Source organism: Streptomyces sp. enrichment culture (assembly GCF_964272895.1).
In the GTDB taxonomy this organism is placed as follows: domain Bacteria; phylum Actinomycetota; class Actinomycetes; order Streptomycetales; family Streptomycetaceae; genus Streptomyces.
In genome coordinates this window covers 5,729,491-5,749,887 of the sequence record NZ_OZ186832.1, presented here as the reverse complement: position 1 = coordinate 5,749,887, position 20,397 = coordinate 5,729,491, and the positions used below count along the sequence as shown (strand labels likewise).

The following is a 20,397-nucleotide window of genomic DNA, read 5'->3' as shown; positions in this document are numbered from 1 at the left end:
TTCCCCGTGTCCCTCTCCATCATGGCCATTCCGGCGCGGGTCGAAAACCGTACGATCACGCCACCCGATCATCCCCGATCACGCGGGCACTCCGAGATGTCCTCGAACTGCCGCAGCGCCGCCTCCAGTTCGTCCCTGCGCGCGGGGTCGTCGTCGACGGACACCACGGCGTCGTACAGCTCCCACAGCGCCTGCGGGCGGCGCCTGCCGAGGTGCGTGAGCAGATTGGTGGCGTCCGTGCGGGCCTTGGTGTGACGGGCGAGCGTCCCGGTGTCCCGCGGGTTCAACGCGCTGATCACCGCCTGTCGTTCGGCGGGGTCGGCCATCAGCGGATAGGCCATCAGCGCGTCGACCGCCCGTTGCAGGGGCGCGAGCGGACGGGGCGCCGGGCGCGGTGCCGGGGCGGGCAGCGTCTCACTGCGCTCGGGGCTCAGCAGGCGGATCTCGGGATACTGCAGAGTACGGCCCGCGTCCCTGAGGGCCCCGATGCGTGCCCGGACGGCGGGAAACAGCTCCTCCGGATCGGGCGGGGCGGGCAGTGCGGCGGCCCGGTCGGCGAGCAGGCCGAGGACGACGTCCGAGAAGAGCCCGGTGGCGCGCGCGGGGTCGTTGGCGGCGGCCCGGCCCCGGCCGGCCGCGCGCAGGACCGTCTGCCGGTGGGCGAGATTGCGCCGGCCCACGGGCAGCGCGTCGGGCGGCAGCTGCTCGGCGAAGCCCAGAGCCTCCTCGAAGGTCTCGCAGGCGTCCACGACCCACAGCTGCTCGGCGAAGCCGGGCACCGCGTCCCCGGCGTACCGGTCGAGCGCGGAGTCCAGGTCGATGCCGAGCTTGTCGGCGGTGGTCGCGTCGGCGCAGAACAGCCTGAGGTGCCCGAAGCGGTCGAGGACGCCGTGCCCGCCCCACCACACCCACAGGATGTCGCCCTGCGCCGACGGCAGTTCGCGGACCAGCGCGCGGCGCAGCGTGGCGTGGTCGGCGGGGGCGTAGGGCACTTCCGGGACGTACGGCGGCAACGGGGCGAGGTGCAGCCGGAGTTGGTCCTCGGGTACGCCCGTGGCACGCAGCAGCCGGTACAGGCGCACGGCGTCCCGGGCGGGGCCGGGCAGGTCCCAGGCGGGGCCGGCGTCGTAGGACTCGACGCCGACGATCAGGGCGTGGACGCGCTGCGGTGCGACGGGTCGCCGCGAAGGGGCCTGGGCGGTCACGGCAGGCGGTCCACGATGTGCCGGTACACGGCCGGGTTGGTCCAGTAGGCGCTGTGCGCGGCCGGGAACGGCTGGCGGCTGTCGACCGCGACATCCGTCACGCGTCCGGGGAACAGGCCCGCGCCGACGTAGCCGAGCAGATCGCGCGGGTCGTACAGATTCAGCCAGTCGGGGACGTGGGGCGGCAGCGGGGCGGGGTGCTCCAGGGTGGGCAGGGAGCCCGACTCGTACAGGAACGGCCCCTGGGAGCCGGCCGTCACCAGCAGCCGGACCTGGGGCAGCGGGGCGGAGATCAGGGTGTCCAGGGCGATGATGCCGCCCAGGCTGTGCCCGATGAGCGCGACGGGCGGCTCCAGCCCGGCGAGGAGGGCGCGCAGATCGTCCCGGAGGGCGGCGCCGCGGGTGAGGTAGCGCAGGATGTCCCCGGCGGCGGGGTGCGCGGCCTCGGTGAGGGCGCGCCGGCGGCGTACGACGGCACGGGAGGCGGCCGACCCGGCGAACCGCAGCAGCAGGGAGCGCATGCCGCGTTCCGTACCCCGGGGCGGTGCTCCCAGTGTCTCGGCGAGCCGGTCGACCACCGCGTCACGGGTGTCGCCGACCGGGGCGAGAGGGGTGTCCGCGTCGAGGGCGCCGGCGATGACGCGGGCGGCCAGGCTGCGGGCGGCGAGGGCCGCGAGTTCGGCCGGATCCAGCGCCTGCGCGGCGGGGGCGAGCAGCGGATGGGCGGCCAGCTCGGTCGCGGCACGGGCCAGTCCGGGGCCCAGGTCGGCGGCGGGCGCGTCGCCCTCGGCGGCGAGGGCGGCCAGGCGTGCCTGGAGGGGCTGTTCGGGGGGCGCGTAGCCGGGTGGGCGCTCCCCCTGGGGCTCGCCCGCGGCGGCGGCGAGGGCGAGTTCGGCGTACGGGTCGGCGTAGAGTGCGGCCCAGGCCGACGTCGTGTCGTCGCCGGTCTCCGGTGCGGGCGGGGTCTCGGCGAGGCCACGGGCGGTGCCCGCGAGCGGGGGCAGGCTGCCGCCGCCGGCGGCGAGCGTGGCGCCGTGCGTGTCTCCCCAGGAGTAGGGCACGATGCGAAGTCCCCCGCGCAGCGCGGTCAGTCCCGCCGCGACACGCCCGGCCAGCGCGGAGCAGCCGGGTTCGCGAACACCTGTGCCATGAAGGAAGACGACCGTCGTCATGTGCCCCCCGTGACCCCTGTGAAGCCTCCTGTACGACTGCCGTCGCAAAGTCAACTTACCAGTATCATAAGCAAGTTGGGATCGAGCAAACTTGCGAGACCTGTCACGGGCCGGAGGGCCGGCCTCCGTACCGGGAAGAACAGGGAGTCGTCGTGAGCCCTGATGAGACGGTCATGCACATCCTGCTGGCCACAGCCCTGATCCTGGTGATCGCGCATGCGGCGGGCTGGGCGGCGCAGCGGCTGAAGCAGCCGTACATCGTGGGCCAGTTGACCGCGGGCATCGCCCTCGGGCCGTCGCTGCTGGGCAGTGTGTGGCCGGGCGGGCACGACGTCCTGTTCCCCACCGAGATCGACACGGCGCTGACCGGGTTCGCGCAGCTGGCGCTCGTCGTGTTCCTGTTCGCCGTGGGCTACGAGCTGGATCTGAAGGTCCTGGGCGACCGGGCGCGCTCGGCGGTGGCCGTGGCGGCGGCCTCGTTCGTGGTGCCGATGGCCGTGGGCAGCGGCTGTGCGCTGCTGTTCCAGGATCAGCTGCGGGGCCTGGGCATGCCGGAGCTGAGCGTCGCGCAGGTGGTGTTCGCCGGGGTCGCCCTGTCGATCACCGCGGTGCCGGTGCTGACGGCCATAGTGCGGGAGAACGACATGTCCCGCACGGTCTCCGGGGTGGTGGCCGTCTCCGCGGCCGGGCTGCTCGATGTGCTGGGGTGGACCGTGCTGGCCGGGGCGCTGCTGGGCAGCGACAACGGCGAGCAGGAGCTGAACTGGTGGTGGCGGGCGCTGCTGAGCGCGGGTTTCATCACCCTGATGCTGCTCGGGGCCCGGCCCGTGCTGCGGCGGCTGCTGTGGCGCACCCGTATGGAGCCCTCACTGCGGCTGGCGCTGCTGACCAGCTTCGCCGTCGGCTCGGCCGTCGTGACCCACGCCCTCGGGCTGCATGTGATCTTCGGGGCGCTGCTCGCGGGGGTGGTGACCCCGCGCGAGGAGGACGGCACGCTCGATCCCGACCTGCTGCGCGCGCTGCACACCGTCAGCCATCTGCTGGTGCCGTTCTTCTTCGTCGTCTCCGGCAAGGCCGTCGCCCTGGGCAGCCTGGACGGCGCCGGCTGGGCCGTGCTGGCGGTGGTGACGGTGCTGGCGGTCACGACGAAGATCGGCAGCGGTACGGCGGCGGCCCGGCTGAGCGGGCTGGGCCACCGCGACGCGTGGACCATCGGCATCCTGATGAGCACCCGCGGGCTCACCGAGCTGATCGCCCTGAACGCGGGCTACCAGGCCGGCCTGCTGAGCAGACCGCTCTACACCGTCCTGGTGTTCATGGCGCTGGCCACCACACTCCTCACCCAGCCGCTGCTCCTCCTCGTCCACCGCCTGACCGGCCACCCGGACAACGCCCTCCCCCCACCCCCCGACCGCCCCCGCCCACCCCACACCGACCAGGACGGCGCCCCGGCGACTCCCGCGGCCGACGTGGGCTGACGCCGGCCGGCTCCACCGGGGACGAGCGGCGGAGCGGGGCCCGGCCGGGAACGTCCAGTGGGGGCCGACAGCTCGCGAGGGGCCGGGCACTGGGGACCGGCAGCTCGCGAGGGGCCCGACCTGGGAGGGGTCGTGGGGTAGGGGCCCGGCCGCGGGCATGGCCCACGGGGTGCGGGCCTGCCCAGGACGGGCCGTGGGTGCGTGGCGAGGCCGGGACGGGCCGCGGAACACGAGCCCGCTCCCGGACAAGACCCCCGTACTGCGGACCCCGCCGGAACGGGCCGTGGGATGCCGGGGCTGCCCGCAGGCGAGACCCATGAACTGCCTGCCGGCCCGCCCATGACGGGCGTGGAGCAGGGACCCGGCCGGGACGGCCCCGGAACACGGTCCGCTCCCAGGCAGACCCCCGCACTGCGGACCCCGCCGGGACGGGCCGTGCGATGCCGGGGCTGCCCGCAGGCGAAACCCATGAACTGCCGACCCGCCCATGACGGCGTGGAGCACGGACCCTGCCGGGACGGCCCCGGAACACGGACCGCTCCCAGACAAGACCCCCGCACTGCGGACCCCGCCGGGACGAGCCGTGGGATGCCGGGGCTGCCCGCAGGCGAGACCCATGAACTGCCTGCCGGCCCGCCCATGACGGGCGTGGAGCAGGGACCCGGCCGGGACGGCCCCTGGAACAGGGGCCGCTGCCGGGCAAGGCCCCTGCACTGGGGGTCGGCCCAGGGCGGGCCGTGGGGGCGTGGTGGCCGGGGCGGGTGCCGTGGGGGCCCGCCCTGGTGCTGGTTCGTTACAGGGGCATCGGGGCCATGTCGCACTCGATGCGCCGCCGTTGGCGGGCCGCCAGCAGCCAGGGGTGGTCGGCGCGCACCACGGCGGTGAAGCCCTCCACCGCCGTGCGCTGGAGCTCGTCCGCCTCGGCCCCCCGGCCCAGACCTCGCAGGTCGAGCGCGAGGTTGGCGGTGCAGGCGAGGGTCAGCGGATGCTTCGGTCCGGCGACCTCGGCGAGCAGCGGCACATTGGCCTCGTCGATCTCGCGCGCCCGGTCGAAGTCCAGTCGCGCGTACGCCGTGTTGGCCTGCCCGATGGCCACGGTGAGCGCGGTCACGTGCCGCTCCCCCACCGAGTCGGCGAGCCGCCGCGCCGCGTCGTCCTCCAGTTCCTGCGCGCTGTCCAGAGCGCTGAGGGCCCGCATGGTGGCGGCCAGGTTCGCCTTGGTCAGCAGGGTGTAGACGTGGTTCTCGCCGAGACGCTGCTCGAAGCGCCGCACGGTCACCTCGGCCAGCTCACGGGATGCCTCGTGGTCGCCGGCCAGCCGGTGGTCGACGGACAGGTTGGTCGCCGTCGCCAGCGAGTCGAAGTGGTCGGGCCCGTAGCGGTTGATGAACTTCCGCAGCGTCTCCTCGGTGAGCTTGGCCGCCTCGGCCAGCGCCCCGTCGCGCCGCCGGCACACCGCGAGGTTGCGGGCGATGCGCAGGGTCAGCGGGTGTTCCTCGCCCAGGGTGCTGCGCGCCCGGCGGTAGGCGTCCTCCTGGAAGTCGCGGGCGCCGGGGTAGTCGCCGGACTCCCGCATGTCGATGGACAGGGCGTTGAGGGTGTTCAGGGTGAAGAAGCTGGCCGGGCCGAACAGCAGGTCACGCTGGCGCGCGTTCTCCTGGTCCAGCGGCAGCGCCTCCCGGAACTGCCCGCACAGCCGCAGGTCACGGCCGTAGGCGTGGGTGGCGCGCAGGGTGATGGGGTCGTCCGGGCCGAACAGGGACCGCGCCAGGTCTCTGGCCTCCTGGGTCAGGTCCCGGGCCTCGTAGACCCGGCCCTGGTAGCCGTACGCGTCGGCCATCTCGCACAGGGCGTCGATCATCTCCTCCGGCTCGACCTCGATCCGGCGGGAGATCTCCAGCGCCTTCTCGGTGAGCGGGATGGACTCGGGGACCTGGCCGATCTGGCGCAGCAGGAACGCCAGGCACTGCGCCATCCGGATGACGTGGATGTTCTCCTCGCCGGAGGAGGCGATCCAGGCGTTCCACGCCTGCCGGGCCAGGCGCGCGGCGCCCTCGTGGTCGCCCCAGTAGTACAGGAACCACACCGTGTCGAACACCATGTCGCGCACATAGGTGTCGGTGCTGGTCGCCGCCTGCGAGGTGAGGACGTGGGGCAGCAGCGCCTGGTAGGCGCGCCACTCCAGGGAGGAGCCCGGAGCGCCCGGCTTGGCGGCCGACAGCAGCTGGTGGGCGGCGTCCCGCATCCGCTCCCGCTCCTCCGGGCCGAGCTTGGCCAGGAGCACGGTCTGCAGCAGGCGGTGCATCTGGAGGGTGTCGGACCGGGGGTCCACCTTGACCAGCGAGAACTGGTTGAGGTCACGGACGGCACGGTTGAGCTTGATCGACTCGCGCAGCAGCGGGTCCACCTCGGGCGTGATGTTCACCCCGCGGCTGCCGCGCAGCACGGACCGCGGGATGGGCTCGGGGGCCATGCTGGCGCAGATGTCGAGCAGTTGCCGGGCGCCCGGATTGTTCTCCAGGATCCGGCCGAGGGAGATGTCCCAGGCGGCGGCGACGGAGACCGGGTAGTCGGGCGACGGGTCGAGTTCGAGGATCTCGGGACTGCGCTGGGCGAGCAGGTCCAGGTACTCGTCGACCTGCATCCCGGTGACGGCCCGCCAGGCGCCGGCCTGCTCGACGGCCAGCGGCAGGTCGCCCAGGGCCTCGGCGAGCCGGCCGGCATCCTCCGTGCTCAGGTCGGGCGAGCGCTTCTGGAGCAGTTCGATGGACTCCTCGCGCTCGAAGACGTTGACCGGCAGCGAGGTGGCCACCCTCTCCCAGGCGCGGTTGCGGGAGGTGACGATGACCTTGCCGGGCCCGTTGGTCGGGAAGAACTGCCGTACCGCCTCGATGTCCTCGGCGTTGTCGAAGACCAGCAGCCAGTTGTCGTACGGGACTCCGGTGCGCAGCGCCTCCAGGACGGCGGGCACGGCGGTGTTGGCGGCGGGGGCGCCCGCGCTGTCCTGGCCGGTCGGGGCGACGCCGAGCTGTCCGGCCAGGGTGGCGAGGGCGGCCAGGATCAGGGTCTCGCGCTCGGCCGGGATCCAGCAGATGACCTTGTAGTCGTGCTGGTGGGTGTAGACGTACTCCAGTGCCAGCTGGGACTTGCCCACACCGCCGAGCCCGTGCAGCGCGTTCGGCAGCACGGCCGTGGTGTCCTGGGCGGCCAGCTGCTCCTCCACGGCCCTCAGCAGCGCCTGGCGGCCGACGAACGAGGTGTTCCGCAGGGGCACGTTCACCAGTAGGGCCGGCGATGCGGTGGTCGTGGTGCTCGTCATGAGCTGCTCAGCCTCCGGGGCTTCGGGTCGGTTGGCATCGGTCAGCAGAGGCACGGGTACTCCAGGCTCGTCGGGGACGCTCGACGCTGGAACACTGCCTTCTGCGTCGCCGGAAGATCCCTCGTCGCCCGCGTGGTTCACCCGCTCGGCCGCACCCGCGGTGCGGGGGGAGAGGTTCGGTTCGAGGCGTTTGGCTCGTTCGGAGTACGGTCCGGACAGGGCCCGCATCACGGCCAGCTCGCTGCGCACCCAGCCGCGCTCGGCGGGGTCGGGCAGGGTGGTGCCGACCGGGTCGCGCAGCGCGGCCCGCAGCCGCACGCCCCGCTCCCCCGCGGCGGGCAGCTCGCCCACCAGGGCGACGGTGCGGGCGAGTTGGCTGCGGGTGGTGGTGGCGAGCAGCGCCTCGCGGACCCCGTCGGCGAACTCCGGCCGGCCCTCGCCGCCGCTGTTCCAGTCGATCAGCCCGCCCATCAGGATCTCGGCGACATGGCCGGGGCCGGTCTCCGGCATGGTGCGCCGCCGCAGCTGCTCGACGAGGTCGAACTCGAAGGGCACCGCGGCCAGTTGGGTGGCCAGGCGGCGGGCCGCCGGGGTGGCGAGGGTGAAGAAGCGGCGGACGGCGGCGGGGGCGGCGCGGGCGAAGCGCGGGGCGCGCAGTCCGGGCGCCGGGGCGCCCTTGGTGAGGGTGCCGGCCAGCACGACGGGCAGTGCGCGGCGCACTCCGCGTTCGCCGGTGACCAGGTCGGCCCAGGCGGCGAGGGAGCCCGCCTTGAGGGACAGCACGGGCACGGGCGGGGAGCCGTCGCCGGCCTCGGGCAGCGGCCGCAGCGGGTCGGGGCCGCCGGGCGGCGCCCAGTGGCCGAGGCTGTGGTTGGGGGCGCCGAAGCCGCCGGCCTCCAGGACCGCCGGGTAGGGGTAGAGCGACGAGCGGTGGCGCAGGTGCGGCGGCAGCAGATGGACGAGCGCGGTGGGGCCTGCGTGGGCGAGCCGACCGAGCAGGTCGTCGGCCGCGGCGGCGGCCCAGCCGTGGGCGAGCCCGTCGGTGACGACGAGGAAGACCCGGCCGCCGCGTCCGTCGAGCAGTTCGCCGGGGTCGCCGGCGGTGCGTCCGGTGGGCCAGCGCAGGGTGGCGGTGCCGGTGCGCGGCACCTGCACCTGGACCGTGCGCACCGACCGGAAGGCACCGCTGTGCTCGGCGGCCTCGGCGAGCCGGGCGACGGTCTCCTCCCAGATCCGCATGGTGGGGGCCGCGTCGGCGAGCAGGACGAGGTCGAAGGCCGAGGTGCGGGCCGGACGCAGGAACGGCATCCACATGCCGTCCACCACGCCCTGCTCGGCGGTGGCCTCCTCGTCCAGCTCCAGGGTGTCCCGTGAGGGGATGCGCCGGGCCAGCTGGTGCAGGGCGCGGGCGAGCAGCGCGGTGGCGCGGCCGGGTCCGGGTCCCGGGCGCTCCTCGGCGGGCAGCAGCGGCTGTCCGACGCGTACGTCGAAGGGGCCCTCGGGGTCGGGTAACAGCCGGGCGGGGACGGAACGTTCGCCGGGGCGGGCGAGGCGGCCCGCGGGCACGGGACGGCCGGCGGGCGCGGCCGGGTCGGCGGGCTCGGCCGGGCCGGGGGGCACGGGCGGCGGGAGCGGCGTGGGCCGGCTGCCGGTGTCGGCGGACGGGTCGGGCGCGGCGGCGGGCTCGGGGCGCTCGGCGGGCGGATCCTGACGGTCGTTCGGCCGGGCGGTGCGGGGGCCGCCGGTGTCCGGTGCCGGCCGGGCGGTGGCCGGGCCGCCGTGGCGGTCCCAGTGGGCGGCGAGCCAGACGGCGTCGGCGAGCTCCTGCCAGTGCGGGGCGAACCCCTCCTCGGCGTCGGCCGGGTGGGGGTGGTGCTCCAGGGCGCCGGGCAGCGTCGCTCCGTGCTCACGCGCGTGCCCACCGGCATCCGGGATCGCCGAAGCGGGCGACGGCCCCGGAACGGGGTCCCTGTCGCCGAGCCCGGATGCGTGCTCCCTGGGAGTCATTCAGCGGCCCTTCGCGAGGTCGCGGAGGAGCATTTCCACCAGTTTACGTCCGTCGCCGTCACCCTGGAAACCACCCGCGGTGGTCAACTGGACGGCGTTGAGCAACTGGTCCAGGGAGTGGGTGCCGCCGGCCTGGACCCGCTGGACGAACAGGTCGACCAGGTTCTCGGCGCCCCGCGGCAGGACGCCGAGGTGCCCTTCGACCATGGCCAGAAGCTGCTCCCTGCCGGGGGTGCGCATCTCCAGCGGCAGACAGCGCCGGCGGAAGGCCGCGGGAAATTCCCGCTCCCCGTTGCTGGTGATCACCACGACCGGGAACTCCCGGCACTCGACCCGTCCGTTGCGCAGCTCCGCACGGCCGCCGGGGTCACTGGTGTGCACGCGCGCGGCGTCGGCGGCGTCCCGCACCAGTTCCGGGATCTCATAACTTCCGTTCTCCAGGACGTGCAGCAGATCGTTCGGCAGGTCGATGTCGCTCTTGTCGAGTTCGTCGACGAGGAGCACCCGCGGACGATCGTAGGGCAGCAGAGCGGTTCCGAGGGGTCCCAGAGTGATGAAGTCCCCGAGAACCGGCGGAAGTTGACGCTCACTCAAGGAGGACGTCGGGTTGACGTCCGCCTCGGCTCCCTCCGGATCGGGGTCCGTGACCGCCCCGTTGCGCAGGCCGGCCTGCCAGGCGGCGATGGCCTGGGCGCGGCCCATGGCGTCATGGACGTACAGGCCGTCCCGCAGCGAGGTCCTGCTGACGATGTTCCACTCCAGGACCCGCCCGAGGCCCAGTTCCCGGGCGATGACATAGGCGAGCGTGGACTTGCCGACGCCCGGCGCGCCGGTGATCAGCAGGGGCCGGCGCAGCAGCAGGGCGGCGTTGACGGTGTCGATGTCGTCGGCGCCGAGCTGCGGGGCGATGTCGCCGGGGCCCAGGCGGCGCAGCGCGGCCGCGGGGTCGTCCGGCGGGGCGGGCTGGGCCGGGCCGCCGCTGAACCGGCGCCAGGGCGGGGCCTCCGGCAGCGGTGGCGGGGCGTCCGGTGCCCGGCCGGTGGCGTGGAAGACCCGCCATCCGTCGGTGGCCGTCTGCTCCTGAGCACTCATGCCGATGCCTCCTGGCCTGCGAGATCCGGGTCGAGGGTGTGAAGGTCGACGACGCGGTTGGGGTCGTCCCAGAGGAAACCGATGTGCCGGCCGAGGAAGCGCCCCGGACCTTTGGCGTGGAGCACGGCGTTCTGCCGCAGCCGGTGGATGGCCAGCGGGATCTGGGCCGGTGTCTGCACGGACGCGAACACGGCGGTCACCACCTCCCGGCGTTCGTCGTCGAACACTCCCCTGCGGTCCCAGATCGCAAGCCCTATCCCTTCCGCGATGGCGGCCTTGAGCGCCTCCAGCGCCGGTACGTCGTCCGGCGCGTCGAGCACCACGGCCGTACTCCTTCTCTCCCCGGCGAGCGCGGCCTGCCACGCGTCGAGGTTGCAGCCGTCCCCCTCGCTCCAGCCGTGCACGGTGACCCCGTGCCGCCGCAGCGCGAGCCAGCGCTCCCGCCATTGCTCCTGTACCACGGCGTCGTCCGTGCGCATGCGTTCCAGGCTGCGCAGATGCACCCCGTACTTCAGTCCGAGCGGCAGCGGACGGCCGTCGCCGATCTGGTACGTCAGCCCCGCCACGTCGTGGTTGAGGAGGTCGTACGGAAGGACGAACTCGATGTACGGCGGGGGCTGCAGGCGGCCTCCCGGATCCGGCTCGCGCGGCACCGACCACAGCCGGGCGCCCTGGCGCAGGGCGCTCTCGACGGCCGGGCCGAGGCCGTCCAGGGTGGTGGTGACCGGGTCGCCCGGCAGGGGGTCCCAGTGGCCGTGCGTGGTGTTCAGCCAGGGGCGTACGACGACCTCGCCGGTGCCGTCGCGGGCGGGTTCCACGGCGACGATCAGACAGCGGGGGATGTCGGGGTCGGACGCCGGTTCGACGGCCGCGCTGCGGCGTTCCTTGAGTTCGCGGGTGAGGCCGGAGCGCTGCGCCCAGTCGTCGACCCAGTCGGTGAGTGCGGCACGGTGGGTGCGGGTGGCGGCGAGGCGGGCGGCGCGGTCGAGGAGGAGGACGGCGGGCGGCAGGCCGTCGGGCTGGGTGTTCCATTCGAGGACGTGCGCGAAGAGCTGTTCGGGGGAGAGTCCGGCGGGCAGGTCGAGGCCGTTGAGCTCCTCGACGAGGTCGTCCCGCAGCCGGGCGGCGGGCAGTTCCCCTCCGGCGAGGAGGGCGCGGGCGTCGGCCTCCTCGCCCGGGGACAGCGGGCCCAGCGGGATGCCGGAGGCGGCCTCGGGAACCACCGACGGTTCGAGCAGACGGTCGAGTTCGTCACCGGCGGCGCTGCCTTCGAGGACGCGGACCACGCCGACCAGTACGCGCTCGCCGCCCGCCACGTTCAGCGCGGCGCGCACCAGGGCCGCCACGTCCTCGCGGAGTCTGACGCCGCGCAGGTCGACCGGCCGCTGCAACTGGTCCGCGAGCATCGCGGCGAACTGCGCCCGGCCGGGGGCGTCTTCCATGCAGCCCAGCAGGGACAGTGCGTCGGTCAGCTGTAACAGCAGCTCAAGGCCCCTGCTCTGCCCGATGCCGCCCTCGGGCTCGCCTAACACCGCACCTGTCTCCACCGACTTTCCCCCTGAGTCGGTACGCCTGCCTGACCGACCAGCGAAGTTAGCACGGCAACCAGCGGTTAACCAGGGACGAACGGGAACGTCATGGCCCTGTCGGCCAGGTTCGCCCCGCGGGGGACGAACCTGGCCGGAATTGACGGGTCCGCCGGCTCACAGCCGGGGGTCGACCGGCTCCGACTCCAGGGCCAGCACGCCGAACACGGCCTCGTGCACCCGCCACAGCGGCTCGCCCTCGGCCAGCCGGTCCAGGGCCTCCAGCCCGAGCGCGTACTCGCGGACCGCCAGGGAACGCTTGTGGTTCAGGAACCGCTGCCGCAGCCGGGCGAGGTTGTCGGGGCGCGTGTACTCCGGACCGTAGATGATCCGCAGGTACTCGCGGCCCCGGCACTTGATGCCGGGCTGCACCAGCCGCCCCTTGCCGTCGCGGACGAGGGCGCCGACCGGCTTGACGACCATGCCCTCGCCGCCGCGCCCGGTCATCTCCAGCCACCAGTCGACGCCCGCCCGCACCGACTCCGGGTCCCCGGTGTCGACATAGAGGCGCCGGGTGGTCTGGAGCAGGCCGGTGGCGTCGTGCTCCACCAGCCGGTCCAGCAGGGCGAGCTGCTCGTCGTGCGGCAGTGCGGCCAGGCTGCGGCCCTGGGCGGCCAGGATCTGGAACGGTGCCAGGCGGACGCCGTCCAGGCCGTCGGTGCTCCAGCAGTAGCGCCGGTACGCCGCCGTGAACGCGGCCGCGTCCGAGGCGCGCTGCCGCTGCCGGTCCAGCAGGCCGGTCACGTCGACGCCCCGCGCGGCGGCGCCCTCCAGCGCGGCGAGCGCACCGGGGAAGGAGGCCCCGGAGGCGGCGCCGACGGCCGCGTACTGCGAGCGCAGCAGCGACGACGCCTTCAGCGACCAGGGCATCAGCTCGGCGTCCAGCAGCAGCCAGTCCGTGTCGAGTTCGTCCCACAGACCGGCCCCGGTGATCGCCGTGCGCACCCGGTCGAGGATCTCCTCGGTCACCGTCTCGTCGTCCAGGAACGGCCGTCCGGTGCGGGTGTAGAGGGACCCGGTCGGCCCGTCGACGCCGAACCGCTTGCGCGCGGCCTGCGCGTCCCGGCACACCAGCGCGACCGCGCGCGAGCCCATGTGCTTCTCCTCGCACACGACCCGCTCGACGCCGTCCCCGGCGTACTGGGCGAATGCCTCCGCCGGGTGCTCCAGGTAGCCGTCCACCGTCGAGGTCGCCGTGGGCGCCATCGTCGGCGGCAGGTACGGCAGCAGCCGCGGGTCGACCGCGAACCGGCTCATGACCTCCAGGGCCGCGGCCGCGTTCTCCTCGCGGACGGCGATCCGCCCGTGGTGCCGGGTCTCCACGACCCGCCGGCCGTGCACGTCCGCCAGGTCCAGCGGCCGCCCGTCGTGCCCGCCGGGCGCCTCGGAGCGCAGCGGCTTCGCCGGCTCGTACCAGACCTTCTCGGCCGGTACGTCGACCAGTTCCCGCTCCGGCCAGCGCAGCGCGGTGAGCTTGCCGCCGAAGACGGCGCCGGTGTCCAGGCAGATGGTGTTGTTGAGCCAGGTGGCCTCCGGGACCGGGGTGTGGCCGTAGACCACGGCCGCGCGGCCCCGGTAGTCCTCGGCCCAGGGGTAGCGCACCGGCAGCCCGAACTCGTCGGTCTCGCCGGTGGTCTCGCCGTACAGGGCGTGCGAGCGCACCCGGCCGGAGGTGCGGCCGTGGTACTTCTCCGGCAGACCGGCGTGGCAGACGACCAGGCGTCCGCCGTCGAGGACGTAGTGGCTGACCAGTCCGTCGATGAACTCCCGTACCTCGGCCTTGAACTCCTCGCTCTCGCCCTCCATCTGCTCGATGGTCTCGGCGAGCCCGTGCGTGTGCTGGACGTTGCGGCCCTTGAGGAAGCGGCCGTACTTGTTCTCGTGGTTGCCCGGCACGCACAGCGCGTTGCCCGACTTCACCATCGCCATCACGCGGCGCAGCACGCCGGGGCTGTCGGGGCCGCGGTCGACGAGGTCGCCGACGAAGACGGCGGTCCGGCCCTCGGGGTGCACGCCGTCGACGTAGCCCAGCTTGCCGAGCAGGGACTCCAGTTCGGACGAGCAGCCGTGGATGTCGCCGATGATGTCGAAGGGTCCGGTGAGGTGGGTCAGGTCGTTGAAGCGCTTCTCGGTGACGACGGTGGCGTTGTCGACCTCCTGCACGCCCCGCAGCACGTGCACCTTGCGGAAGCCCTCGCGCTCCAGGTGCCGGAGCGAGCGGCGGAGCTCGCGTATGTGCCGCTGGATGACCCGGCGGGGCAGGTCGGCCCGGTCGGTGCGGGCGGCGTTGCGCTCGGCGCACACCTCCTCGGGTATGTCGAGCACGATCGCGATGGGCAGCACGTCGTGCTGCCGGGCCAGGGCGATCAGCTGCTTGCGGGCGTCCGACTGGACGCTGGTGGCGTCGATCACCGTACGGCGGCCGGCGGCGAGCCGCTTGCCCGCGATGTAGTGCAGGACGTCGAAGGCGTCCTTGGTGGCGCTCTGGTCGTTCTCGTCGTCGCTGACCAGGCCGCGGCAGAAGTCCGAGGAGATGACCTCGGTGGGCTTGAAGTGGCGGCGGGCGAAGGTGGACTTGCCCGAGCCGGTGGCACCGACGAGGACCACGAGGGAGAGGTCGGTGACGGGCAGGGTGCGCCCCAGTGCCGGGGTGCCGGTGGTCTCGGTCATGCGGCCTTCTCCTCCTTGTCGGCGCGTACGAAGACGGCCATCTGGGTGGGCGGGCCCACCTCGGGGTCGTCGGGTCCCACGGGTCTGAACTCCACGCTGTAGCCGTGCCGTTCGGCGACCTCGCCGGCCCAGGCGCGGAACTCCGCGCGGGTCCACTCGAAGCGGTGGTCGCTGTGCCGGACGTGTCCGGCCGGGAGGGACTCCCAGCGGACGTTGTACTCCACGTTCGGGGTGGTCACGAGCACCGTCCGGGGGCGGGCGGCGCCGAACACCGCGTACTCCAGGGCGGGCAGCCGCGGCAGGTCGAGGTGTTCGACGACCTCGCTGAGCACGGCGGCGTCGTAGCCCGCCAGCCGCTTGTCGGTGTAGGCGAGCGAGCCCTGGACGAGCCGTACGCGCGATGCCTGCCGCTCCCCCATGCGGTCCAGCTTCAGCCGGCGGGCGGCGATGGCCAGCGCGCGCAGGGACACGTCCACGCCGACGATCTCGGTGAAGCGCACGTCCTTGTGCAGCGCCTGGACCAACTGGCCCTGCCCGCACCCGAGGTCGAGCACTCGCGCGGCGCCGGACTCGCGGAGCGCGGCGAGGATCGCGTCCCGCCGCTGCACGGCCAGCGGGGTCGGCTTCTCCTCGGTCTCCGTCTCGGCCTCGACCGCGTTGTCGAGCTCCTCGACCTCGCTGTCGTCGGCCTCGGCCAGCCGGACCAGTTCCAGCCGCTCCAGCGCCTGCCGGGTCAGCGACCAGCGGCGGGAGAGGTAGCGGCTGGTGATCAGCTTCTGCTCGGGGTGCCCGGGCAGCCAGCCCTCGCCGACGCGCAGCAGCTTGTCCACCTCGTCCGGGGCGACCCAGTAGTGCTTGGCGTCGTCCAGGACCGGCAGCAGGACGTAGAGGTGGCGCAGGGCCTCGGCGACGGTGAGCGTGTCCGCCTCCAGCACGAGACGCACGTACCGCGAGTCGCCCCACTCCGGGAACTCGCTGTCCAGCGGCACGGGTTCGGCGGTCACCGCCCAGCCGAGCGGTTCGAAGAGCCGGCGTACGAGGTCGGGGCCGCCCCGGGCGGGCAGCGCGGGCACCTCGATCCGCAGCGGGCGCGGCTGCTCCGGCAGGTCGGGGCGGGCCTTGCAGACGCCCCGCAGGGCGCTGGAGAAGACGGCGCTCAGCGCGACCGCGAGCAGCGAGGAGGCCGCGTAGGGGCGGTCGTTGACGTACTGCGCGAGCGCGGCGTCCGGTGCGCCGCCGCGGCCCTTGCCCCTGCGGACCAGTGCCACCGCGTCGACCTCCAGCAGCAGCGCCGCCGTGCAGCGCTGAGGCTCCGCCTCGGGGTAGAGGACGTGGGCCGTGCCGTAGGAGGTGGAGAACGCCTGCGCCTTGTCCGGATGCTTGTGCAGCAGGAAGCCGAGGTCGGTGGCGGGGCGTTCGGTCGTGCCGGTGGTCGTGATCGTCAGGAACATGCCTCACTTTCCCACACGGCGTATGACCAGCGCGTTCGATTTTTCGGACCTTGATTCCGCATTGCGGAATACACATTCCGCTACTCGATAAAGTATGGTCCCCTCTCCATAGGCCGGCCGGACAGGGGATGGGATGAGCAAGGGACGTGTCGCACTGATCACCGGTTCGTCGTCCGGGATCGGCGCCGCGGTCGCGCGGCGGCTGGCCGCGGAGGGCGCGCGGGTGGTGGTCAACTCCGCCCGCAGCGAGGAGGCGGGCCGCCGGCTGGCGGCTCAGCTGCCGGACGCCGTCTATGTACGGGGTGACGTGGCCGATCCCGGTGACGCCCGCCGGATCGTCCAGGCGGCCGTCGACGCCTGCGGCCGCCTCGACATCCTCGTGAACAACGCGGGCGTCACCCGCTTCATCCCGATGAGCGACCTGGAGGCCGCGAGCGCCGCGGTGTGGCGGGAGATCTTCGACGTCAATGTCATCGGCGCCTGGCAGACCACCGTCGCCGCGGTCCCGCATCTGCGCGCGGCCGGGTCGGCCTCGGTGGTCAACATCTCGTCCGTCTCCGCCACCCGCGCCCTCGGCAGCTCCGTGCCCTACGCGGTGAGCAAGGCCGCGCTCAACCACATGACCCGGCTGCTGGCCGCCCAGCTCGGCCCGGAGATCCGGGTGAACGCCGTCGCTCCGGGCCTGATCGACACTCCCTGGTACGACGAGGCCGACGCCGTCTGGGAGAGCTCGCGCGACTGGGTGAGCGAGCACACGCCGCTGCGCCGGGTCGGCACCCCCGAGGACGTGGCCGAGGCCGTCGTCCACCTGACCCGGGCGGCGTACACGACCGGCGACGTCCTCACGGTGGACGGCGGCCGGCACATCGTGTGAGGCGGTGCGTCAGCCCAGCTGGGACTGGACCTGCGCGGAGATGAGCTCCAGGTGGTCCAGGTCGTGCAGGTCGAGCACCTGGAGGTAGATGCGGCTGGTGCCGATCTCGGCGTACCGGCCGATCTTGTCGACGACCTCCGCCGGGGAGCCGGCCAGTCCGTTGGTCTTCAGCTCCTCGACCTCGCGGCCGATGGCGGCGGCGCGGCGTGCGACCTCCTGGTCGTCCCTGCCGACGCAGACGACGAGGGCGTTGGAGTAGACGAGGTCGTCGGCCGCGCGCCCGGCGGCCTCGGCGGCGGCGCGGACCCGGCCGAACTGGCGTGCGGTGTCCTCGACCGAGGAGAACGGCATGTTGAACTCGTCCGCGTATCGGGCGGCCAGACGCGGAGTGCGGGTGGCCCCGTGGCCGCCGATGAGGACCGGGATCTTCTGCTGGGCGGGCTTGGGCAGGGCGGGCGAGTCGGTGAGTTCGTAGTGGGTGCCGCGGAAGTCGTACGTCTTGCCGGGCTCGGTGGCCCACAGCCCGGTGACGATCTCCAGCTGCTCCTCCAGACGGCCGAACTTCTCCTTCGGGAAGGGGATGCCGTAGGCCGTGTGCTCCTGCTCGAACCAGCCCGCACCGAGGCCGAGTTCCACGCGGCCGCCGGACATCTGGTCGACCTGGGCGACCTGGATGGCGAGGACGCCGGGGAGCCGGAAGGTGGCGGCGGTCATCAGGGTGCCCAGGCGGATCCGCCGGGTCTCGCGGGCCAGACCGGCGAGGGTGATCCAGGCGTCGGTGGGGCCGGGGAGGCCGTCGACGGAGCCCATCTTCAGATAGTGGTCGGAGCGGAAGAAGGCGTCGAAGCCGAGGTCTTCCGTGGCCTTGGCCACGGTGAGGAGGGTGTCGTAGGTGGCGCCTTGCTGCGGTTCGGTGAAGATGCGGAGATCCATACGTCCATCCTGCACCGTGACCGGCACCGGTGATGATCGTTGGCTCGGGCGGAGCGCGTGCGTCCGGCGTCCGCGCCTGGTCTAGGAGGGTCGTCCATGTCCGAGGAAACCGCGCCCAAGGGGTTGCTCCAGCAGATGGAGGAGCTGATGGCGGCGTTGAACGCGGACCTTTCCGCGCTGGATGCGGATCTTCAGGGTTCGGGGGTCTTGGGGCGGGGCTCGTCCGAGGAGGGTCCGGCGTCGGTGGATTGAGCCCCTGGGGGTGCCCTCACGCTCCTTCGAGCGCTGCGGCCAGCGCCCCTTCTCCGTCGGCCAGGCGTCTGAGCATCTCCAGGACCCTGTCCCTCGACTCGTCGGCCGCGTCGATGGCCTCCATGCACTGCCAGTAGGTGCCTTCGTCGTCGGCGGCGCTGGCGACGCCGACGAGGGCGATGCCGACCTCGCCGAGGAGGCCGCCGAGGCCGAGGAGGGCCTGGCGGGCGTCGCCCAGTTCGGTGAGCTGGGCGGCGCGCAGCTCGCCGGGGCCGAGGTCGGGCTCGTCGAGGACACCGCAGCCGCGGCCGGCCAGCTCGGTGAGACCCAGGGCCTCGCCGCGCAGCTGGGGCGGGCCGAAGACCGCGAGTCTGCTGCCGATGGCCTGCGCGAGCGACTGCGCCTGCCATACCTCCGCCATGATCTGCGGCACCTCGCCGCTGCCCGCCAGGGCTCGCCTGCTCGTCAGGATGAGCCGCACCGCGTCCATGCGCTGCCCCCGTCTCCCGAACTCCCTTGTCCACTACCCAGAGTGAAGCTCTCTGCGACGAAAAGCTAGAGGAAGACGGAAATCTGTGGACAACAATTCGGATTCGGGCCCGATTTCGACTGCGGAGAGTAATAACGGACTCCCGGCTTCAGCTGCCCGGAGCACCCCGCGGTGAGGCTCGCGACGGCCCCGTGACGGCTCAAGGGGCCGGGAAACGGCGCTCGTTGCGGTCGATCTTCGCGTCCAGGGCCGCCAGCGCGTCGATGCCGAGCACCTCGCACAGCTGCAGGAGATACGCCAGCACGTCCGCCACCTCGTCGGTGACGCGGTGCGCGGTGTCGGGGTCGTCCATCACCCGCGCCGACTCCTCCGGCGTCAACCACTGGAAGATCTCCACCAGTTCGGACGCCTCGACGCTGAGCGCGGAGGCGAGGTTCTTGGGGGTGTGGTACGGCTGCCAGTCGCGGGCGGCCGCGAACGCGGCGAGCCTGCGCTGGAGTCCGGCCACGTCCAGCGGCCGCGGATCTTCTGTCATCCGTCCAGGTGTACCACGGTGACTCCGGGCGTCCCCGCCGCCCACGACGCGTCGCTCACCGTGCCGACGCAGCGGATGTGCCCGTGGTCGGCCATGTCTGCGGCCAGCCGGATCAGTTCGCGGCGCTGCCGGGGATCGAGCGACCGGTCGAGGCCGTCGGCGAGCACGGTGAGCGCCCGCATCGCGGAGGGCACCTCGCCGGGCACGTCGATGTCCAGCACACCGGGCCCGGTGAGCAGCACCAGGGCGAGAGCGAGGTGGCGCAGCTCGCCGTCACCGAGCCGGCCGAACTCCGTGCGCAGCCCGCCGCCCCGGTCGATCAGCCCCCGCACACCGCCGCGGCCGTCGGGCCGGGCGACGACGTCCAGGACCGGTCCGGTGCCGGCGGCGCGCACCGCCGCGACGAACCGGGCGTGCCGTCGGCCGCATTCGGCGCGGGTGCGCCACAGCACATCGGCGAGGTTGTCGCAGCCGGGGAGCAGCCGGCCGGAACCGGTGGGCACGGGCTCGCGCATCCGGCCGGGCTCGGGATCGCAGGCGAAGACCGAACGCAGGGCGACGACCATCTGTTCGGCGGCGGCCAGCACCTGCCGCTGCCCGTCGGTCTTGCCGGCCACGCGCAACGGCAGCAGGGCGGTGCCGAGCCGGTCGTCGGGCAGCGGGGCGCGGGTGACGGGCGCGCTGCCCGCGGTGTGCCAGGCGGCGTCCACCACGGGCCGGGCCGGGTCGCGCAGGGCGGTCTCCAGCAGCACCACCCCGTCGGCGGTGAGCCGCTCGCCCACGATGCGCAGCTCCGGTTCGGCCTGTACGGCGACGTCGAGGCGCACGGGACCGCGGGGGCCGTCGGCGGTGCACCCGATCCGGAAGCCGCGGCGCCGCTGGGCGTCGGGCCGGGCACCCTCGGGCACGTACGCCTCCGGCTCCGGGAACACCTCGTACAGCCCCGCCCCGCCGCCGAGCCGCACCAGCGCCTCGTACGCGCGCAGCGCGGTGGTCTTCCCGCTGCCGCTGGGCCCCGCCAGCAGCGTGACCGGGGCGAGCGGCAGTGCGACGGACCGGTGCCGGGCGAACGCGGACAGCCTCAGCTCGGTGATCCGGGGCCGCCCGGCACCGGTCGGCCGGTCCGGACCGGCGGACGGCGGGGCGGAGCCGGGGTGCGGGGCGGACGCGGGAAACGGGACGAAGCCGGGAGAGGGCACAGGGGCCCGCTCCGGCTCGCCGTGCGGCTCGCGCGGGGGCGGGACGGATTCGGGACGTGCCCTGCGGGACGTCGGGGCGGAGGACCCGGGTGGTACGGCCATAGGCGGACCGTAGGACTCCGGTCCTCGGGCGA

The 20,397-nt window shown here is 73.7% G+C and carries 14 protein-coding genes; 3 read left to right on the top strand and 11 right to left on the bottom strand.

Going from position 1 to position 20,397, the window contains the following annotated elements; translation table 11 throughout:
- Positions 1-68 precede the first annotated feature (68 nt).
- Both ACSU6M_RS25925 and ACSU6M_RS25920 read right to left on the bottom strand, forming a co-directional pair.
- Entirely contained in the window at positions 69-1,205 is a 1,137-nt protein-coding gene (locus tag ACSU6M_RS25925; protein ID WP_437072709.1) for an effector-associated domain 2-containing protein, read from the bottom strand.
- Positions 1,202-2,377, bottom strand: a complete 1,176-nt coding sequence (locus ACSU6M_RS25920; protein WP_437072708.1) for a hypothetical protein — start codon at positions 2,375-2,377, stop codon at positions 1,202-1,204. The genes ACSU6M_RS25925 and ACSU6M_RS25920 overlap by 4 nt, the downstream gene beginning before the upstream one ends.
- Positions 2,378-2,529: 152 nt before the next feature.
- Here ACSU6M_RS25920 and ACSU6M_RS25915 point away from each other — a divergent pair, with 152 nt between their 5' ends.
- Entirely contained in the window at positions 2,530-3,855 is a 1,326-nt protein-coding gene (locus ACSU6M_RS25915; protein WP_437072706.1) for a cation:proton antiporter, read from the top strand.
- 793 nt (positions 3,856-4,648) lie between these two features.
- Here the strand turns inward: ACSU6M_RS25915 and fxsT are convergent.
- The 5 genes from fxsT to ACSU6M_RS25890 all read right to left on the bottom strand — a co-directional run bounded on the left by fxsT (position 4,649) and on the right by ACSU6M_RS25890 (position 15,980).
- Positions 4,649-9,181, bottom strand: a complete 4,533-nt coding sequence (gene fxsT / locus ACSU6M_RS25910; protein ID WP_437072705.1) for an FxSxx-COOH system tetratricopeptide repeat protein — start codon at positions 9,179-9,181, stop codon at positions 4,649-4,651.
- The gene (locus ACSU6M_RS25905) at positions 9,182-10,273 is read right to left on the bottom strand and encodes a MoxR family ATPase (RefSeq protein ID WP_437072703.1); all 1,092 of its coding nucleotides are present in this window, start codon (positions 10,271-10,273) and stop codon (positions 9,182-9,184) included.
- Positions 10,270-11,805: an effector-associated domain 2-containing protein gene (locus ACSU6M_RS25900; RefSeq protein ID WP_437072701.1), complete on the bottom strand. Its 1,536-nt coding sequence runs from the start codon at positions 11,803-11,805 to the stop codon at positions 10,270-10,272. The genes ACSU6M_RS25905 and ACSU6M_RS25900 overlap by 4 nt, the downstream gene beginning before the upstream one ends.
- A gap of 171 nt (positions 11,806-11,976) precedes the next feature.
- Positions 11,977-14,529 (bottom strand): polynucleotide kinase-phosphatase, encoded by a 2,553-nt coding sequence (locus ACSU6M_RS25895; RefSeq protein WP_437072699.1) that lies wholly within the window; start codon positions 14,527-14,529, stop codon positions 11,977-11,979.
- Positions 14,526-15,980, bottom strand: coding sequence for a 3' terminal RNA ribose 2'-O-methyltransferase Hen1 (locus tag ACSU6M_RS25890; RefSeq protein ID WP_437072697.1), 1,455 nt, complete (start codon positions 15,978-15,980; stop codon positions 14,526-14,528). Before ACSU6M_RS25890 ends, ACSU6M_RS25895 begins: the two co-directional genes overlap by 4 nt.
- Positions 15,981-16,113: 133 nt before the next feature.
- Between ACSU6M_RS25890 and ACSU6M_RS25885 the strand changes: the two genes are divergently transcribed.
- Positions 16,114-16,854, top strand: coding sequence for an SDR family NAD(P)-dependent oxidoreductase (locus ACSU6M_RS25885; RefSeq protein WP_437072696.1), 741 nt, complete (start codon positions 16,114-16,116; stop codon positions 16,852-16,854).
- Positions 16,855-16,863: 9 nt separating this feature from the next.
- Here the strand turns inward: ACSU6M_RS25885 and ACSU6M_RS25880 are convergent, their stop codons facing one another.
- Complete coding sequence (locus ACSU6M_RS25880; protein ID WP_437072694.1) at positions 16,864-17,787, bottom strand: LLM class F420-dependent oxidoreductase; 924 nt, start codon at positions 17,785-17,787, stop codon at positions 16,864-16,866.
- 96 nt (positions 17,788-17,883) lie between these two features.
- Between ACSU6M_RS25880 and ACSU6M_RS25875 the strand changes: the two genes are divergently transcribed.
- Positions 17,884-18,039, top strand: a complete 156-nt coding sequence (locus ACSU6M_RS25875) for a hypothetical protein (RefSeq protein ID WP_437072693.1) — start codon at positions 17,884-17,886, stop codon at positions 18,037-18,039.
- A 16-nt stretch (positions 18,040-18,055) separates the two neighbouring features.
- On the opposite strand, the gene ACSU6M_RS25870 is transcribed toward ACSU6M_RS25875, so the two are convergent.
- The 3 genes from ACSU6M_RS25870 to ACSU6M_RS25860 form a co-directional block, all read right to left on the bottom strand.
- Entirely contained in the window at positions 18,056-18,529 is a 474-nt protein-coding gene (locus ACSU6M_RS25870) for a DUF6099 family protein (RefSeq protein ID WP_437072691.1), read from the bottom strand.
- A 199-nt stretch (positions 18,530-18,728) separates the two neighbouring features.
- Positions 18,729-19,064, bottom strand: coding sequence for a nucleotide pyrophosphohydrolase (locus ACSU6M_RS25865; protein ID WP_437072689.1), 336 nt, complete (start codon positions 19,062-19,064; stop codon positions 18,729-18,731).
- Entirely contained in the window at positions 19,061-20,365 is a 1,305-nt protein-coding gene (locus tag ACSU6M_RS25860) for an ATP-binding protein (protein WP_437072687.1), read from the bottom strand. The genes ACSU6M_RS25865 and ACSU6M_RS25860 overlap by 4 nt, the downstream gene beginning before the upstream one ends.
- Between the last annotated feature and the right edge of the window lie 32 nt (positions 20,366-20,397).

Excerpts from the sequence above, each read along its gene's own strand:
- ACSU6M_RS25920 (WP_437072708.1), bottom strand. The coding sequence starts at position 2,377 with ATGACGACGGTCGTCTTCCTTCATGGCACAGGTGTTCGCGAACCCGGC.
- fxsT (WP_437072705.1), bottom strand. The coding sequence starts at position 9,181 with ATGACTCCCAGGGAGCACGCATCCGGGCTCGGCGACAGGGACCCCGTT.
- ACSU6M_RS25905 (WP_437072703.1), bottom strand. The coding sequence starts at position 10,273 with ATGAGTGCTCAGGAGCAGACGGCCACCGACGGATGGCGGGTCTTCCAC.
- ACSU6M_RS25895 (WP_437072699.1), bottom strand. The coding sequence starts at position 14,529 with ATGACCGAGACCACCGGCACCCCGGCACTGGGGCGCACCCTGCCCGTC.
- ACSU6M_RS25890 (WP_437072697.1), bottom strand. The coding sequence starts at position 15,980 with ATGTTCCTGACGATCACGACCACCGGCACGACCGAACGCCCCGCCACC.
- ACSU6M_RS25885 (WP_437072696.1), top strand. The coding sequence starts at position 16,114 with ATGAGCAAGGGACGTGTCGCACTGATCACCGGTTCGTCGTCCGGGATC.
- ACSU6M_RS25880 (WP_437072694.1), bottom strand. The coding sequence starts at position 17,787 with ATGGATCTCCGCATCTTCACCGAACCGCAGCAAGGCGCCACCTACGAC.
- ACSU6M_RS25875 (WP_437072693.1), top strand. The coding sequence starts at position 17,884 with ATGTCCGAGGAAACCGCGCCCAAGGGGTTGCTCCAGCAGATGGAGGAG.
- ACSU6M_RS25870 (WP_437072691.1), bottom strand. The coding sequence starts at position 18,529 with ATGGACGCGGTGCGGCTCATCCTGACGAGCAGGCGAGCCCTGGCGGGC.
- ACSU6M_RS25865 (WP_437072689.1), bottom strand. The coding sequence starts at position 19,064 with ATGACAGAAGATCCGCGGCCGCTGGACGTGGCCGGACTCCAGCGCAGG.
- ACSU6M_RS25860 (WP_437072687.1), bottom strand. The coding sequence starts at position 20,365 with ATGGCCGTACCACCCGGGTCCTCCGCCCCGACGTCCCGCAGGGCACGT.